Below are 17,441 nucleotides of genomic sequence, written 5' to 3' on the forward strand. Positions count from 1 at the left end.
GGCCCAACCAACGATGCTTGCCGACTAAAGGCTATTTCAATTATACAAGGTCGAATACTGTCGGCAGAAAATAGCACAGCCCCACCAAGTATTTGGTAGGGCTGTAGGGCAGCGAAAAGCGAGCTAACGTGGGTTATTTCTCGAAGTGGTAGAGAAACGTAATGACGCCGGTGTAAGCAGGTTTGGGCTGGTCCTGAATTTCCAGATTTACTTCGATTCTGGTCTTAGCTACACCGCGCAGGTTTTTGATCGAGAGTATCTTGGCGCGAAGTCGCACGTAGCTGTCCACTTTCACTGGCTGGTTGAAGCGTAAACTTTCAATCTCATAGTTTACCTGGAGCTTCAGATTGTTGATGGTTACAATCTGCGTCCACAGATACGGTAGCAACGACAGCGTCAGGTAGCCGTGGGCGATAGGCGCCTGGAAGGGCGACTCACGTTGGGCGCGCTCCGCGTCCACGTGTATCCACTGGTGGTCGAGGGTGGCTTCGGCAAACAAGTTGATTTGGGGCTGCGTGACTTGAAAGTAAGGCGAGACGCCTAGCTCCTGACCTTCGTAGCGGGAAAGCTCTTCTAAGCTGCTGATAGTTACGTGACTCATGCGGGCAAAAGTTGAAGAATAGTTCGTGGGGCACACGGACGGTAATGCGGCCGCAATATCGGGTAAAGGTGGTGAAGAGCGCATCACTACCCGCTAAGCATCGTGCGTAAAAACGCAGTGGCCTGGCCACCGACCTCTTCGCGAGCATCAGCAACCAGGCCGTTTGTGTTGTGTGGATAGTAACCTCCTGTTGGTACTGAGCTAGGTTACTTCGACGCTTGTGTCTCATCCGTGTTACCTTTCGGGTGACGAATAATAACAGGCTGTTGGGTTGTAACCGTACCTACCGTTAAGTGCAGGTTGTAGTCGCCGGTGGGCAGCGTCAGAAAATCAAGCGTCTGGTTGTGCGGGCCCGCAGTTTGTCGCCGATAATCGGAAACACGCACTACCACGCCACGTTGATCATAAAGTACCCAGCCCAGCGGCAACGACTCGGGCAGCTGATAGTTCATCTGCACCACGCCGTTCGACGGGTTGGGGTACACGCTCATGTTATTGGCGCCCACACCCGGTACGTTACTAGCTACCATGGTCGGCGGCTTCACGGTAGCGGGTTCCAGTTTCCACTGCTGGTCTTCGCGCCCGCTGTAGCGCCACTGCTGAAGGCCACCCTCCGCCGGAATTTTCGACGTCAGGGCTTTGCGGCTGTGCTTGGCAATGAGCTTATAATAGCCCTCGCCCACGGGCTCGATGCGCCAGAGCTGGTTATTACCGCTATAATAGGTCCACAGACTCAGAGGCGTGCCATTGGAGGTTTCGCTACCTAGCACTTCCAGCACTCTGTTGCTGCCCTGCACTACGATGCGGTAATAGCCTTCGCCTACGCTCTCAATCTTCCATTGTGGGTCGGTGGGCGTGGTGCTAGCTGCCGTTAAGCTTTCGCCAGTGTATGGGTGGCTAGGTTCGCTAACTTCGAGCGGGGTACCCGTCGTGCGGACTTTCAGTGTGAACACACCCGCCAGCACCTCTGCCTCCGGGGCCGGAGTAGCTACCGGTCTGGGGGCTCGCACCAGCTTAGGAGCCGAAGACGAAGGCTTTGCGGGCTTTGGTCCTTTCTCTTTTGGTTCAGCTGCTACGGGTTTTGGGGCCGGGGCTGGCTTGGGCGCAACGGGAGCCGCCGGTCGGGGTGCGGGGGGCGTCGGCTTGGCCTGCGGTGCCGGCATGGTGGGCATTGCCACCGCTACTGCCTCGGTAGTTACAACTGGTGCCGGCGCGGCGGGTGTCTTAGCCGTAGCGCTAGCATCCGTAGGCTTGGGGGCAGCGGCTACGGCTGGTTGGGCCGGCCCCGTTGGGTCGGGGGTAGTCGGCGAGCCCGCCGGATACAGGTACGACATCGGAATAATCTGAGGCGCTTTGCCGGGTGGCGTCCACATCAATTGCACGGTGGCGTCGCCTTCTTCCTCGTAGTATTCGAGCTTTAGGCTAGTTTTTTCTCCCGCAGCTAGGCTCACAGGTACTCCGATAATGCTGGTGGTGCCCTTTGTGCTCCACGTATCAATTACTTTTTTTCCATTGACCCACAGCCGCACGCCGCTGTCCGATGGGACGGCAAACGTGTAGCTGCCAGTGGTGGGCGCTGCTAGCAAGCCCTCCCAACGCACCGAGAAATAGTCAGCGGGTACGCTAGATGCCGGCGCCCCTTTGCCCCAGCGAAAATCAACGGTAGCATCCACGCGCTGGAGCGTTGGAGCGCCTGCCAACGTGCCATTATTAAAATAGAAAGCTGTAAGACCCGTGCCAGCACCTTGCGCTACGGCAGGATCAGCAACACCCGAGGTCGTTTTGGTGGAATCAGTATTCCCGGCTCCTGCCAGCAAACCAGCCAGCGCGGAGTGAGTTACACCGAGTCCAAGAATAGAACAGAAGAGTAGATGTCGCACGATTTAAAGAAGATATTGAACCAATCAAAGAAAGATAGCCGGAATTGCTAAGTACAAAAACGGCATACAAATTTCCGGCCGCATCTGTACCCGATTAGAGTATTGCCAAATTCTTATTTAGCATTAAATAAGGCCTTTCATGCCTTGAAGGCTGGTTTTATAGTCGAGCTAGCGAAGCTGCTAGATGCGCTGCATCTGCTCTCGCAGGTTATTGCTAGTGCCGATAAGTACCAAAACTAGACAAGCGATTAGGTGTGCATGCTTTTTGGACGAAAGAGGTAAGAAGCAGGAAAAAGCAAACCAAGCCCGACCCTCCAAACCTAGGGTGCGTAAGGAGCTATTTTGCGGTTTCTCTTGTTCTATTCCCGTGTCTGTACAACCCGAAAATTTCCGCCGCCCTGACTTATTGCGCCTGTCGTACGACGACTATCGGGCCGCGCCTGCTATTGCTAATTCCGATTTGTCGCGCCTGCGGGATGCACTTAATGGGCGGCCACCCCGGCCAATTTCTGCCCTCAACGCGTTGAGCTTGGGTACGGCTTTTCACACGGCCTTGCTAGAGCCCGAATTATATACGCCCGGCCAGCCTGGCATCAACGACACGCTCGTGTGGTGGCTGGTTGATGGCGTGAAGCTCAACCCCGAGTTGAACGCGTTGCTGCAAGCCGGTACGCCCGAGCCAAGCTGTATCTTCACGGAGCCGACGACCAATACCCTGTGTAAGCTACGAGCCGATCTGGTGGTTGATCAGCCAGGGCACCCCTACACAATTATCGACTTCAAGACGACGCTGGCCCGCGACTACAACCACTTCCTGGCTCAGTGCAGTGGCTATGACTACGACCGGCAAGCTGCGTTCTACTCCGATGCGTTGCATGCCGATCGTTTCCTGTTGGTAGGGGTGCAGAAGGTAGAGCCGTTTGACGTATTTACGGTGGAAGTATCTCCGCCAATGTTAACGGAAGGGCGGGCGAAGTACATGCGCTTGTTGAAGTTATTGCTCCCCAACGCGGAGGTACCTAGCTACCTGACCGAAACGGTGCGCGAAGTCGCCAATAATCTGGGGCAAACTCCCGCCGAGTCGTAGAGTCAACAGCACCTGACAAAGCCTATAGGTGAAGCTTAGCTCTTCGGCGGTAAGTTTGGGGTATTCATAGATAAAGTAGGAGAGAAGCATGCTGGCATGGGGTGCCTGGCATCGCACTTGCAATGGGGAAGACAAGCGCTTGATATTTTTTCACCGGATAATCCTAAGCTAGCTAATAGCTTGATTCTCCAAAATTTCAACCTTTTCAACCCTTTCCTGACTATGAAAACTGCCCTGCTTTCGTTTGCCGCTGCTGTTGCTATGCTGGCTATTACGCCTTCTTTCGCCGCTGCTCCCGCCTCCGACCACCGCGACAAAGACCGTCGCGAACGTAACTACAAAGAAGAACGCCGCTTAGCTGCCGAGCGTGCTCGGTTGGAAGCAGCCCGCCGCAAAATAGAGTTTGAGCGGCAGCGCAAAGAAGCCGCTGAGCGCGCCCGCTGGGAAGCTCAGCAGCGCCGCAACGACCGTGACTCCAACTACGGCTACGACCGCAACCATCGCGTAACTCCTGCTGAGCGGGCGCGTTGGGAAGCAGCGCACCGCAACGACTACGGCCGTCGTTAGGCCTGCTAAACGTACATAATGCAAAACGCCTCACCAACTCTGGTGGGGCGTTTTGCTGTGATATAATAGCTGCTAGCGGACTACTACTTGGCGGTGCCGCTTCGTTCGATAAAAGCTAGGGTGCAGGCTAGGAAGTAATCATCGAAGCGGCGGTATCTTTCCCGCTTTGTAAAGCTGCTTCCACAGTGCCCAAGGCTGGCCCGGTGTAGAGTCCTTCCCCGGCAAAAAACAGCGTCTGCTCAACGGGCTGCAGCAGCACGGGGCGGGCCGCAGCCGTATCAATGGTGGAATACGTGTAAGCGCCGCGGGCAAATGGATCGGCTGCCCAGTTAGCCACCTGGTGGCCGCGCAGCTTCGTGCGCAGATACTCAGGCGTTGTCGCAAAGATGTAGGCCAGCGAATCGAGGGCCTGATTCATTACGGTCTCATCCGAAGCGTCACAGAGAGCGGTGGCGGCCGGGCCGCCCAGCCAGCCCGTCAGGAGCGGGCGCGGGTCTGGCAACTGAGCCCACCAGGTTGGGATAGGAGCATCCGAAAAGAGGAAACCTAGGTCGGGGAGAGGCTGCGCTAACCCGGAGGAGTCATGTTCCCAAAATGCCTCGTCGAACTCGAGCAGCACTTTAATGATGGCGCCAAAGCCCATGGCCGCAGCTGCGTTGCGCTTTGTGGGCAGTTCGGGTACAAATGCCACATAACCGGGCTCACTTTCCGTGGCTTGCAGTACGCCGAGTGGTACCGTCACAACCACTTGTTGGGCTGCATAATATTGGTTTTCGTCGCAGCGCACTTCCACGTGGCCGCGCTGCCAATGTATTTCCCGCACGATGGCGCCTAGCTCCATTTTGCCGCCTGCTGCTGCTAGCTGTTGGGCCAGCAGCGTTAGCATACTGCCATAGCCACCTACGGGTCGGGGCGAGTCTTCGGCCCCGCCCGCCGACCACTCGTCGCGCAACGCAAAAACGCTGGCGCGCTCTGAATCGGCCGCATCGTAGCCTTCCGCAAAACGGATGGCTTGTTCGCGCAGCAGTTGGTAGCGGTCTTCGGGAAAGTATTGGTTTAGAAAAGCCACCAGCGGCATGTCGTGCGAAAGCGTGTGCAGCTTATCGAGCAGCAGGGGCAAGTCCTCCATATAATCGCCCGTTTCCTGCGCATGATCGGACCCGACCTCATAGTTTTTGCCGCCAGGGTCTTGGTAGGCAGTACCGGCCTCACGCAACAATTCCTTGGTGAGCGGCACGTCGCCATGCATAAACTCGGCACCTAGCTCTATGGGCTGGCTAAACGCAGGGCTACTGAAGGTGTGAATGCGCCCGCCAAGTCGGTGGCGTGCTTCCAAAATGATGACGGATTTGCCGGCGCGAGCTAGGTCACGGGCCGCCATGAGACCGGCGGCGCCCGCGCCAACAACTAAAATATCAGCTTGCTGATGAAGCATACGTGGGTGGAAAAGTATCCGGCAGGAGCCATGCTGCTACCAGATAGAAAACAACTGTGTGTGAGATAAATAAGCGCCTGACGAGCAGAACGGTTATGGCTTTAAACGCAGAACATCTACGGCGCAGCTATTGCTCAGCACGTCATAATTCTTTTAAACTAAGTGGTAGCGTGGTCGTAAAAATTTAGTAGATAACATCTTAGCTCGACAATAACATGGCAGACGCACCAAAATATGCTCTCATAACAGGCGCAACCAGTGGCATAGGTCTCGAATTGGCCAAACTGTTTGCCCAAGACAAATACAATCTCGTTATCGTAGCGCGTAGCGAAGAAGAGCTAGCCAGCACGGCTGCCCAACTCAGCCAGCAATACGGCGTGCAGGTAGAAACCATTGCCAAAGATCTGTTCCGGCGCGAAGCTCCCTTCGAAGTATACGAGGAGGTGAAAGCCAAAGGCATTCAGATTGATGCTCTAGTAAATGATGCCGGGCAGGGCCAATACGGCAAGTTCACGGAAACGGATATCAACCGGGAGTTGGACATCATTCAGCTCAACATAGGCGCGTACGTGGTCCTCACCAAGTTCTTCCTGAAAGAAATGGTGGCCCGCAACGAAGGTAAGATCCTGCAAGTGTCGTCTATTGGTGGCGAACTGCCGGGGCCGTTGCAATCGGTGTATCACGGTACAAAAGCCTTCATAACTTCTTTCACGGAAGCCATTCGCGCCGAGAACAAGGACACCAACATTGCGATTACTGCCTTGCTACCGGGTGTAACCGATACCGATTTCTTCGATAAAGCCGATATGGAAGATTCGAAATTGGTGCAGGAAGGCAGCAAAGCCGACCCCGCCAAAGTGGCCAAAGACGGCTACGAGGCTTTGCTTGCTAATAAGGATAAGATCATTTCGGGCTTCAAAAACAAAGCGCAAGTGGCCCTAAGCAACCTCATGCCCGATGACATAGTGGCCGAAAATATGCTCAAGCAAGGGGAGCCGGTTCAACCCAGTAAATAACTAGGTTCTGGGAGTAATGTGGCAGGAAGCCGACCAGGATTTTCGAACAAGGTTTTGCAGACAGCTCATAAAGACTAGTCGGCTGCCTGCCATGCCTCACCGGAGCCAAAATGCCCTAGCCTACTCAGTAGGCTAGGGCATTTTGCGCTTTGGAAACAGGCTGTGCTCCTATTTCTCGTCGGCAGAAGGGCCGTACACGCCGGGCACTGGTACATCGAGCAGACGCAAGTACACCATGATTTGGCCGCGGTGATGAATCATATGGCTGATAATGTGACGAACGACTTCTGCGCGCGGCTGGTTGATAACGGTTTGCCCGCCGTAGTGCATCTTCCAAATCTGCGCAAAACCTTCTTCATCAATAGCAGCTAAGGCGCTCCGGGCAGCGGCTCCGTTTGCTTCAAAGCGTTGCAGCAACTCGGTAGTGGTAGTGGCTGGCTGCCAGTCGCCTACGGCTTCCGAGATGTCTAGCTCAGGGGTTTCTAGTGCGGTAGCCATGTAGCTAGGCATGTCGGCGGTGTGGCTAGCCAAGTGCCCTAGAGCCATGGATTTGGGGTGGGGCTGCCAAGCAAAATGAGCTTCAGGGGCGCGCTCTAGTACGCGGCGTGTGAGGGCTAGCTCTTGGTCGAGTTCGGGCAGGATAATCTGCGCGAGTGGCGCGGTAGTGGCGGTTAGCATAGTAGCTAGGTTGTAGGTGAATGATGTCCCAAACCTAGCGGGCGGTAATGACAGCCCTATGTCAGCAGCGAAACGAGAAGCCTGTTTTTTTTAATGACAGTGTGTGCCATTGTCTGATACAAATTGCCCGGACCCTTTTAAGAGGAATAACAGCTGCCTTTTCTAACGGCTAGGCATTTGGCTTCGGAAGTGGGGTATTATAAAATGTTTTTCACAAACGATTGCGGTAGTTATCGTAATCGTTTGTGGTGGTTTATCTTCTTTTAGTAGTACTGGTTGTGCTGCTGATGGATAGTATATTCCGCCGATTACTAAAACGTTTGCGTACGCAACGTAACTCACGCACTCCATTCTTACTTACCCACTTACCATCCAAAGCCTATGAAGAATTCCATACTATTTACTTTCTGCTTAGGGTTGTGCCTAGGCAGCTTCACCCTACAAGCACAAAATGAACCCATTCCCCAACAAGCTGAATCCGGCGCCTTGGGGGGTGATTGGAATGTGCTCGACGAGACGGATGTGCGCTACGTAACCGTCAAGCCTACCAGCACGATCAACTCGCAGAACCCCGGCACGCCGGCGCGGGTCATTACGTACTCGGTGACCTTCCCGTCAGCGGGCACCTATAACCTCTACGCTCGGATTCGGGTAGGACCAGCTGGCGCCAATGACGACAGCTTTTACTATGGCAATGGTTTCGGCACCAAATCGCCCGCCAACGATGCCGACTGGATTACGGTGAATGGCCTCAACATTGCGGGCTTCACCGCGGCCACCGACGTAGTAACCGGCTCTGGCACGGCTCCAATTGGCGTCTGGAAGTGGATTAACTTATCGAGACTTAACCTGACAAATACGGGTAGCGAATCGCCCATCAAGTTTGAAGTAACGGCCGATGCCCTTACGCGGACGTTGCAGATTGGGGCGCGCGAAGACGGCTTGGAAATAGACAAGTTTGCTTTCGGCCGCGCCGCTGCCACGTACACCGTCGATAACTTGGACAAAGGGCAAACGGGCACGATACCGCCGCCGCCGCCACCCTACACGCCTACTGGGCCTCCGCTGGCTACGGGCAAATCGAAGTTCTTTGGTGGTATCTGGAGTCCGGCGCAACTCACCAACTTCACGGCCTATTGGAACATGGTCGTGCCGAGCAACGTCGGTAAGTGGGGCTCGGTGGAAGGCACCCGCGACGTAATGAACTGGACCAGTCTGGACGCGGCCTACAAGCTAGCCAAAGACAACGGCTTCCCTTTCCGTTTGCACGTGCTGATTTGGGGAGCCCAGCAGCCAACCTGGATTGCCAATCTGCCGCCGGCCGAACAGCTGGCGGAAATCAAAGAATGGTTTGCCGCCGTCGCGCAGCGTTATCCTGGAATTGACTATCTGGAAGTCGTGAACGAGCCGCTCCACAATGCGCCCGACGACTCCCCGACGACCAACGGCGACGGCGGAAACTACATCAACGCGCTGGGCGGTACCGGCACCACCGGCTGGGACTGGGTGATTACTGCCTTTATGCTTGCTAGGGAGTACTTTCCCAATGCCCGCCTGATGATCAATGATTACACCGTAGAGAACTCCGTAGAAAATGCCACGCGCTACCGGACGATCATCACGCTGCTGCAACAGCGGCAACTCATTGATGCCATCGGCATACAAGGTCACTCTTTCTCCACGCGCCCAACCACTGCCGCAGCCCTGAAAAGCAGTCTGGATGTGTTAGCTGCCAGTGGGCTGCCCCTGTATATCACGGAACTTGACATTAATGGCTCAGAGGATGAGACCCAACTGTCGGAGTACCAACGGGTCTTTCCCGTGTTCTGGGAGCACCCAGGTATTAAAGGGATTTCGCACTTTGGCTGGTTGCCAGGCGCAGATGCGGAAGCACATCTAGCTTACTCGAATGGGGCCGAGCGCCCGGCTTTGGTATGGCTGAAGGACTATGTACGCAACACGGTGCTGCCGTGTAACATCAGCGTAACTTCCCGGTTGAAGGTGCCTACTTCTTGCGCGGGAAAAGACGGCGTTATCAACTTAACAGCGCAGGGTGGGGGTACGGTCAATTATACCTACAACTGGACGGGCCCGAACGGCTTTACGGCCACCACAGAAGACTTGACAGGCCTTGCTCCCGGCACCTACAAGGTTACCGTAACCGCTCCCAACAGCAATTGCAGCACCACCGCCGAGATTATACTCCAATGCGGTGTGCTCTCGACGAACCAGCCGGCCGCAAGTCTTGCTGAATTCCAGGCATATCCAAACCCGGCTACCGAGCAAGCGGCAATCTCGTTCCGGCCCGAGAGAGCCGGTAAAGCTGAGGTGAAAGTTTACAATCAGCTAGGTGCCTTGGTTACTACGCTCTACGAGGGCCAAGTGCAAAGCAATAAGCGCTATAACTTGGTGCTGGATAGCCGTACCCTAACGAGCGGTGTATACAACTGTCGGCTTGTGCTTAATGGCGAGTCGCAGAGCCTGCGCCTGTTGATTACCAAGTAAGCCAGGACGAAAGTAAGGTTGTGTAAGGGCTGATCGGTACCGTGCCGATCAGCCCTTTTTGCCTTCAATTAGTAATGATAAACCAAGCAGTGCTGTTCGACTTGGTAGGAGTACAGCTGTTCTTAAGCCCGCGCAAAGCAAATGAAAAGCGTTGATCCGTTGCGCCCGTCGCTCGTTGGACTAGCTGTTGCCTAGCTAAAATGTGCACAGGCCGTTTGAGCCAACTCACGTGCGCGTTGCTGAAGCGCCGGCGGCGATACGATAGTAACCGCCGGCGCAAACACGAGCAGCCATTTCGCTAGCTGCTCCAGGCAGCCCACCAAAAATGTCATTTCCAGTGCCCCGTCCGCTGCAGCTTGCTCGTGTGCCCAGCCGAAATAATGCTTGTTTTCTTGCACCAAAGGCAAGACGGACGCCCCAAATCGTACCACGGCGGTGTGCACTTGCCACCGTTGAGCCTGCTCCCGCCAGTAGGATTGTAAGGTGTCGGGACGCGGGGCAAACTGTTCATCGCGCACGCGCAGGCCGGCAATGCGGTCCAGGCGGAAGTCGCGGTACTCCTGGCGCAAGCGGCAAAAAGCCACCACGTGCCAATACTGCCCGAAGTACACGCCGATGGGCTCAATATCGCGCTGGCTAGGGTCGCCGTGGTACCCCGCGCGGTAATCCAGCGTCACAACGTGTTGGTTGGCAATACTATCAAGGAGCTGCTGATGCGTATTGCCGGGGAGCACGCGCGCAGCGGCCAGGCGCTGGGGGCGAAACACCGTAATGTGGGGGCTGAGTGCTTCGAGGTAGTCGCGGTCGGGGCGGCGGAGCACGGCCCGCAACTTATCCATAGCGGCTTGGCTGACCTGGGCCGTGTGCGCATCCGTGAGCTGAGCTACTAGCTTTTCGGCCGTAATGAGGGCGGTGGCTTCTTCGCGGGTGAACATTACCGGCGGCAGCCGGTACCCGTCGGCCAGCGAGTAACCTACGCCGGCCTCTCCGCAAAGCGGAACCCCAGCTTCCTCCAGCGTGCGCAAGTCGCGGTAAATGGTGCGTAAACTAACACCGTAGCGAGTGGCTAGCTCCGGGCCTGTCACCACGCGCTTAGCTTGCAGCTGAATGAGAATAGCCGTGATGCGGTCGAAGCGGTTCATAAAGTGGGCACAGTAGAGATGACCGTTGCGGGAAAGTAAAGGCGGAAGGTGGTGCCCGTGCCTACCTCGCTATCGACCTGCAAGCGCCCCCCGGCCTGCTGCACGATACGGTTGACCAGATACAACCCAAGCCCCGAGCCCGACACGTGGTCGTGGAAGCGGCGAAACAGCTGAAACAGGTTGGCGCCGTGGCGCTCCAAATCAATACCTAGCCCATTGTCCTGCACGAGTAAGATGGGGGTGCCCTCGGCCGTCAGCTCCGTGCGAACAACCACCCGAGGCGGACGACCAGGATGCGCGTACTTCAGCGCGTTGCTCAGCAAGTTATACAGGATGCTTTGCAAGCTAAGCGGAGCAAAATGAATAACGGGTACCGTCGAAAAGTCTAGCTGAAACTCGGCGTGCAGAGCGGCCGACTGGCTCGACATACTCTGCAGTACCTTCTGGGTGAGGGGCAGCAAGGCCACGTGTTCGGCCGGAAGCCGCTCGCTGTGCCGCTGCACCTGTACTACTTCCGTCAGGCCTTGAATCGTGTTGTTGATCTGCTCCAGGGCAGTTTCAAACATTTCTACCAGCAAGGTGGCCTGGGGGTCGTGAAAGGTAGCTGTGCGCTTCAGCTCCTCAAATACGCCCGCCATGTTGTTAACTGGCTGCTTTAGGTCGTGCGAGGCCGTGTACACGAAGCTGTCGAGGTCGGCGTTGGTACGTGTGAGCTGTTGGTTTGCCAGACCTAGGTCGGCGTTGGCCGAGCGCAGCACTTCGTTGGTGTCAGCCAGTTGCTCCGTGAGTTTCTGTAGCTGCTGGCGCGCCCGTTCGCGTTCCGTCACGTCGGTGATGACTCCTGCCACGCGCAGGGGCTTGCCGGCGTTGTCGTTGAAAATGCGGCCACGCGCCTCCAGCCAGCGCATTTCTCCGTCGGCGCGACGGATGCGCGGATTGAGCCGGAGCACACCTGAGCTCATGGCCTGGGCTAGGTTCTCCTGAAATTCCGCCTGGTCTTCCGGCAGCATGTGGGAAAGGAGCATGGGCAGATTCCACTCGGGCAGCGGCGTGTCGTAGCCAAACAGGGTATGGTGGTTCTCGCTGCGCTCAATCTGGTTTGTATGCAGGTCGAGGTTAAAAGAAGCCATATTGCTGGCTTCAAGCGCAAGTTGCAGCCGCTCCTCATTCTGCTGGAGCTGCTGGCGCGCTAGCACATACTCCGTTACGTCCAGCGCATAATGAATGATGCCATCGATAGCGCCCTGGTCATTGTAGGTGGCCTGCAACACTAGGTCGAAGTAGTTGGCTTGCGCGTGGTCGGGGTCGGCAGCCGAACTCATCCAGGCGCGCATCTCTTTGGCAAAAAATAATTCGCCGGTCTGGTACACGTGGTCGAGCATACGCAGGTAGCCTTGCGCTACGAGCTCTGGCACTGCTTCTTGCAGAGGCAAGCCTACGAGCTTGCGACTACCAAACCGTTGTTGGTAATGCGAGTTGACCAGTTCATAGACATGATCTGGACCGCGGAAAACGCACATAGGCGTTGGCATCTGTAGCAGAAATGCCCGCAGCCGCTCCCGCTGAAGCTGCGCTTCCTGCAAGGCGCGCCGTAGCTTGTGCGTGCGGTCGGCCACGTGGGCTTCCAGCTCCTGATTGAGTTCTTGCAGGGCAAGTTGCGTTCGAAAAAGCTCCTGGTTGTTTGCCAAAATCTCCTCGTTGGCATTCTGAAGCTCTTCGTTCGCGCTAGCTAATTCCTCGTTGGCATTGGCTAGCGCCTCATTGAGCATGCGCAGCTTATGTTCTTGTAGCTCAATCTGCTGGCGGGCCCGCACCTGAGGCGTTACCTCATAGGCAAACACCAGGATGCCATCAATTGCACCCGTGGCATCGTGCGTGGGTTGGTAGATAAAATTGTAATAGTTGTCACCTAGCTTGCCCGAGTTAGTATGGTCGAGCTGCACCAGCATTTCGGTGGCATAAAATGGCTCGCCGGTTCGGTACACGCGGTCGAGCAGCCCAAAAATAGGTTGTCCTACCAGTTCGGGCATCGCCTCGCGGATAGGCTTGCCTAGGATGAGACGGGGCCCAACCAACTGCTGGTAAAGCGGATTCACGAGCTTAAACGTGTGCTCGGGCCCCTCAAAGATGGCAATCAGCGCCGGAGCATCCATGAACAGCGAGTGCAGCTGATTGCGCTGCGCTTCGGCATCAGCGCGGGCGGCTTTGGCCCGAGCTTGGCTTTCGCGTAGGGCTTCTTCTACGGCGCTGCGGTCTTGTTCGGCCGTGTCGGAGAAGCTAACGAGCAGCCCCTGGCCTATGCGGCGGGCGGAGAGGCGAAAGTAGTTGTCGAGGCCGTCGCCCTGATAGTTTACGTTGTAGCGCTCAACTTTATCCGAGGCAAACGCCCGGCAGTGAAAATCGAACACGCCGGTAGCGAGGGTGTGCGGAAAGAGTTGCAGGTAAGTTTCGGGCGGGCGAGCAGGCAAGCGTAGTATCTGCTGGGCAGCCGGATTGAGCAGCACAATTTCCAGGTCGATGATAGCTCCTTCGGCCGCCCGGATGGGCTTGTAGAGCGCCACCCCGGTCAGCGAAGCATCGAGCAATCCGTGTAGCAGGTCGTCGGTCGGAAACACGTCCTGCAAGGCGGAAAAACTGATGGAAGAAGCTGCAGCGGAATCAGGCATGAGAAAGCAAAGTGAAGAAGAAAAGGCGCAGACGAGCAGACGACAGCCTGTCTTTCAACAAGGTGAATAACTCGCAAGCGTGGAAACCAGGTTCCCGACAATTCGTTTTCCGACCCCAAAGCTCGGTTATGTGTAAGCTGCCAACCAGCAATTGGGGGTGTTCTGCCGGCTTGGCAAAGAGCATCAAAATTAAAAAAAAAATACGCTTAGGGCACGACGCGTGAAGCGCCAGGAAGGCATGCCGGGTTGTTGCACGGCCAGCAGAATTAGGCCACAAGCCAGGACTGGGAAGAAGCTATACCTGGCTTAGTCCCCGGCCGGCAGAAACTAGCAACTGGAAGCTTCAGAAGCGCACCTAGTAAGTGAGGCGGCGCCCTTCGAAAGAAGGCAAGCCGGCGCTATTTGTGCCACCGGTAAACGTGGGCGAAGTAGCCCGGCTGAGCGTTGAAGTCGAGCCGGTGCCCCGCCGGCACCTGGTGACGCAGTAGGGCTAGGGGAGGAGTAACCATGAAGAAAGAGTAGAGAAGCGTGAAGCAGGTGAGGAAACAGCGCCTCACCTGTAGTGGGAGGTAAGATACTTACCTCCCAGCCTATCCTCTCGCGTGCTTATTCCGAATTTATACGGATTTCGGGCCGGATAAATTCGGGTTTTAACTGCTCAGCGGCATAGACAGTAATTCTAGTTGCTGTCGAGCGCCTGGATCTGGGCTTTGTAGGCCGGGGGCAGCAATGCCGTTTTTACCCACTGGCTCAAGGAAAAATGCTGGGTGTGCCGGTAGATGGGCACCACGGGGCGTAGCCACGACCACGAGCCTAGCCCAAGCAGGGCGCGCACCCGCTCGGGCGCTACCAAGCGCTGGCCTTGCAGCAGCAGCCAGTACCGCAACGGACCTAGGTGCCGGCGGTATTGGTTGAACAAATCGGTGGTGAAGTGGCTGTGTATTAGGTCGTGGGTTAGATGTTGCTCCCGTGCCACCAGCCAAGTGGCGTAGCTGGTAGGAAGCCCGGGGATGCCCATGCGCTGACCCACCCGGTTGAACACCTCAAACACTTCTTCTTTTTCTGGGGTGGTCATGGGACGCTCCAACGCTTCAAACGACCGGATGGAGTAATCGATGAGCATGAACAGTACGTCGCGGTAGGCCCAGGCCGGAATAGCGGCGCCGCGCTTGGCTTCCACGGCTCCGTGGATGGCGGTGATGGTGTCGATGGCGCGCTCCGCCCCCGCACGAGGAGCAAATACAATCTGCCGGGCATAGTCGACGGTAGAAAACAAGCGCCCCAAAGGGTCGGCGGGTAGGCGGCCAGTAAAGTACAGCCAGTCGACGGCTTTGTTCAGCGCAAACTCCGCCGCGGCTCCGGCAAAGATGAACAGCACCGTATCGGCCTTGCTCCAAATAGTACGCACCACGGAGTGCTGTGCTACGAAATATTCCATGCCCCAAGAACCGGAAAACTCCGCAAAAGACTCCGTGGTTTTTGAGCAGAAGCAGCATTTTTGTCTCGGAACCTAGCCCAACTCCGCTAGCTTCAACTGCCCTACTACGGCTAACGAGAACTGGGCTGCGCGTGATCGGAAGCTGTAGGTAATCCTCATCAGCGGCGCTAAAACGCAGCCTAGGCCCCGCACTGCCTAACCGCAGCCGAGCTGTTTTACCAAATAAAAAGTCATCAGGCGCGGCGCTTTTCCGCGCCGCAATGCCGGGTTTTGACTCCTAGGTAGTGCTCAGCAGCTCTTGAAAGAAGTGTGCGCTACAGGTTGAGCTAGGTAGTACTCAGTGATTTACTAGGCCTAGGTGAAAACTTAACATGGAAAAGTGATGCTATGGGAAAGCGAGAGATGGGAAAATCTTACCTTTGCGGCAACTTTCAAACCCTATGGAACCTACCTCTACTTCATCCCGCGACGAACGTATCGTTGTCATCTTCATGGCCAGCTTAGTTGTGCTGGCCGCTGTGTACTACTTGCTCGCCTAACGGCCCACCCCCCTTACGAGGCGAGTAGCTCCTACTTACCACCTATCCCCTTAAAAAGCCGCCGCTTATCCGCTGCGGCTTTTTGCTTTCTAGGGCAGCGAGCCCATGGCCTAGCTCAGAAACAACGAGCCTGGCCTACCGTCTAGCGAAGCTCAACCAAAACAACCGTTACTGGTAAGCGTTGATAGAAAGGCAACCCTTTTCGCTGAAGGGACACGCCTCTAGCAAGACTTCCTATGGCTACATCTGCGCCGCAAACCGACCAGCTCGTCTCAATCGAGCAAGCTGATTTTCATAACTCCTTCGTCGACGAGCTTCACGGCGAAGCTTCTATGGACAAAAGCCCCCGCCAAGTGCCGGGCTATCATTATTCCCGCGTAGAGCCAACGGCCGTGCGCGCGCCGCGCCTGCTAGCTTGGTCCGATGACCTAGCCGCCTACCTAGGGGTGGTAAGGCCGCCGGAGCGTGGCCCCGCTGTTGCTATACTCGCGGGGAGTCAACTGAACCCCAGCATGAAGCCCTTTGCCGCTCGCTACGGCGGGCACCAGTTTGGCAACTGGGCAGGCCAGCTCGGCGACGGCCGGGCTATTTCCCTTGGTGAGCTGACAGCCGTGGATGGCAGCAGCTGGGAAATTCAGCTCAAAGGGGCTGGCCCTACGCCTTACTCGCGCCGGGCCGATGGGCGGGCGGTGTTGCGCTCATCGCTGCGAGAGTTTTTGTGCAGCGAGGCCATGCATTACCTAGGGGTGCCCACCACCCGGGCGCTGAGCCTGGTAGAAACCGGCGACGTAGTGATCCGCGACATGTTCTACAACGGCAACCCCCAGCCCGAGCCGGGTGCCATTGTGGCGCGGGTGGCGCCTACGTTTGTGCGGTTTGGTAACTTTCAACTGATGGCCGCTATGGGCGAGAAGGACAACCTCCGCGCCCTGGCCGATTACGTCATTCGCCACCAGTATCCCGAGCTAGGGGAGCCCTCGTCGGCGGTATACGTGCGCTGGTTTGAGGAAATCAGCCGCCGCACGGCCGTGATGATAGCGCACTGGATGTCAGTAGGTTTTGTGCACGGCGTGATGAACACCGACAACATGTCCATCCTCGGCCTGACCATTGACTACGGCCCCTACGGCTGGCTCGAACCCTACGACCCCGACTGGACCCCCAACACCACCGACTTCGGCTCGCGGCGCTACGCTTTTGGCCAGCAGCCGCAAGTGGCGCTCTGGAACCTCTACCAACTGGCCCGCGCGCTAGCCCATCTGGTGGAAACTCCCCAGGACTTGCAGCAAGGCCTGGAAACGTACCGAACCACCTTGGCCGAAACCCGGCATACCATGTTATTGCAAAAGCTAGGTCTGACGCCAATGGCACCGGAGGCAGAAGATCGGGCGTTTGTGGAAGAGCTCCTCGAAGCGCTAGCCGGCTCCGAAATCGACATGACGTTGTTCTTTCGCCAGCTTTCGCACACCGCGCCAGCCTTGCTGCAAAAGGCTGAGAGCGAGGAAACAGCCTGGCGCGAGTTGCTCGCCAACGCGGCTTACTCCATGTCGATAAGTGAGGAGCAAACGCTGCTGCAATGGCTCCAACGCTACTTGCAACGGCTACGGCAGGAACCCGCCAGCCCAGAAGCCATCCGGGAAAGCATGCTGAGTGTGAACCCAAAATATGTGTTGCGCAACTACCTAGCTCAGAAAGCAATAGAAGCCGCTGAGCTAGGTGACTTGTCTTTCCTAAACACGCTAATGGACGTGCTGAAAACGCCCTTCGCCGAGCAGCCCGAACACGAAGAGCTAGCTGCCAAACGCCCCGATTGGGCCCGCGAAAAGCCCGGCTGTGCGACGCTGTCGTGCAGCTCGTAATAGAGAATAACGAAAGAAAACCCTAGAA

The 17,441-nt window shown here is 56.5% G+C and carries 12 protein-coding genes; 5 read left to right on the top strand and 7 right to left on the bottom strand.

Annotation, left to right across the window (positions count from 1 at the left end; translation table 11 throughout):
* Nucleotides 1–133: 133 nt before the first annotated feature.
* Nucleotides 134–601: a MaoC family dehydratase gene (locus tag BXP70_RS10850; protein ID WP_086594083.1), complete on the bottom strand. Its 468-nt coding sequence runs from the start codon at nt 599–601 to the stop codon at nt 134–136.
* A 206-nt stretch (nt 602–807) separates the two neighbouring features.
* Nucleotides 808–2,481 carry a PA14 domain-containing protein gene (locus BXP70_RS10855; protein ID WP_086594084.1) on the bottom strand — a complete coding sequence of 558 codons (1,674 nt, stop codon included), beginning with the start codon at nt 2,479–2,481 and terminating at the stop codon, nt 808–810.
* 367 nt (nt 2,482–2,848) lie between these two features.
* On the opposite strand from BXP70_RS10855, the gene BXP70_RS10860 reads away from it, so the two are divergent.
* The gene (locus BXP70_RS10860) at nt 2,849–3,568 is read left to right on the top strand and encodes a PD-(D/E)XK nuclease-like domain-containing protein (RefSeq protein ID WP_179197660.1); all 720 of its coding nucleotides are present in this window, start codon (nt 2,849–2,851) and stop codon (nt 3,566–3,568) included.
* A 222-nt stretch (nt 3,569–3,790) separates the two neighbouring features.
* A complete protein-coding gene (locus BXP70_RS10865) occupies nt 3,791–4,135 on the top strand; it encodes a hypothetical protein (RefSeq protein WP_143436453.1) in 345 nt (114 codons plus the stop codon).
* Nucleotides 4,136–4,262: 127 nt separating this feature from the next.
* On the opposite strand, the gene BXP70_RS10870 is transcribed toward BXP70_RS10865, so the two are convergent.
* Nucleotides 4,263–5,570: a flavin monoamine oxidase family protein gene (locus BXP70_RS10870; RefSeq protein WP_086594087.1), complete on the bottom strand. Its 1,308-nt coding sequence runs from the start codon at nt 5,568–5,570 to the stop codon at nt 4,263–4,265.
* Between the two features lie 215 nt (nt 5,571–5,785).
* On the opposite strand from BXP70_RS10870, the gene BXP70_RS10875 reads away from it, so the two are divergent.
* Nucleotides 5,786–6,586: an SDR family NAD(P)-dependent oxidoreductase gene (locus BXP70_RS10875; protein WP_086594088.1), complete on the top strand. Its 801-nt coding sequence runs from the start codon at nt 5,786–5,788 to the stop codon at nt 6,584–6,586.
* Nucleotides 6,587–6,754: 168 nt separating this feature from the next.
* On the opposite strand, the gene BXP70_RS10880 is transcribed toward BXP70_RS10875, so the two are convergent.
* Nucleotides 6,755–7,264, bottom strand: a complete 510-nt coding sequence (locus BXP70_RS10880) for a DinB family protein (protein WP_086594089.1) — start codon at nt 7,262–7,264, stop codon at nt 6,755–6,757.
* A 381-nt stretch (nt 7,265–7,645) separates the two neighbouring features.
* Between BXP70_RS10880 and BXP70_RS10885 the strand changes: the two genes are divergently transcribed.
* Nucleotides 7,646–9,769 carry an endo-1,4-beta-xylanase gene (locus BXP70_RS10885; protein WP_086594090.1) on the top strand — a complete coding sequence of 708 codons (2,124 nt, stop codon included), beginning with the start codon at nt 7,646–7,648 and terminating at the stop codon, nt 9,767–9,769.
* A gap of 191 nt (nt 9,770–9,960) precedes the next feature.
* Here BXP70_RS10885 and BXP70_RS10890 read toward each other — a convergent pair whose 3' ends face one another.
* The 3 genes from BXP70_RS10890 to BXP70_RS10900 form a co-directional block, all read right to left on the bottom strand.
* Nucleotides 9,961–10,911: a helix-turn-helix transcriptional regulator gene (locus tag BXP70_RS10890; RefSeq protein WP_086594091.1), complete on the bottom strand. Its 951-nt coding sequence runs from the start codon at nt 10,909–10,911 to the stop codon at nt 9,961–9,963.
* Complete coding sequence (locus tag BXP70_RS10895; RefSeq protein ID WP_086594092.1) at nt 10,908–13,577, bottom strand: PAS domain-containing sensor histidine kinase; 2,670 nt, start codon at nt 13,575–13,577, stop codon at nt 10,908–10,910. The genes BXP70_RS10890 and BXP70_RS10895 overlap by 4 nt, the downstream gene beginning before the upstream one ends.
* A gap of 679 nt (nt 13,578–14,256) precedes the next feature.
* Nucleotides 14,257–15,015, bottom strand: coding sequence for an oxygenase MpaB family protein (locus BXP70_RS10900; protein WP_086594093.1), 759 nt, complete (start codon nt 15,013–15,015; stop codon nt 14,257–14,259).
* A 775-nt stretch (nt 15,016–15,790) separates the two neighbouring features.
* On the opposite strand from BXP70_RS10900, the gene BXP70_RS10905 reads away from it, so the two are divergent.
* Nucleotides 15,791–17,413, top strand: a complete 1,623-nt coding sequence (locus BXP70_RS10905; protein WP_086594094.1) for a protein adenylyltransferase SelO — start codon at nt 15,791–15,793, stop codon at nt 17,411–17,413.
* Nucleotides 17,414–17,441: the final 28 nt, after the last annotated feature.

It is taken from the genome of Hymenobacter crusticola (assembly GCF_002154225.1).
Classification (GTDB): Bacteria; Bacteroidota; Bacteroidia; order Cytophagales; family Hymenobacteraceae; genus Hymenobacter; species Hymenobacter crusticola.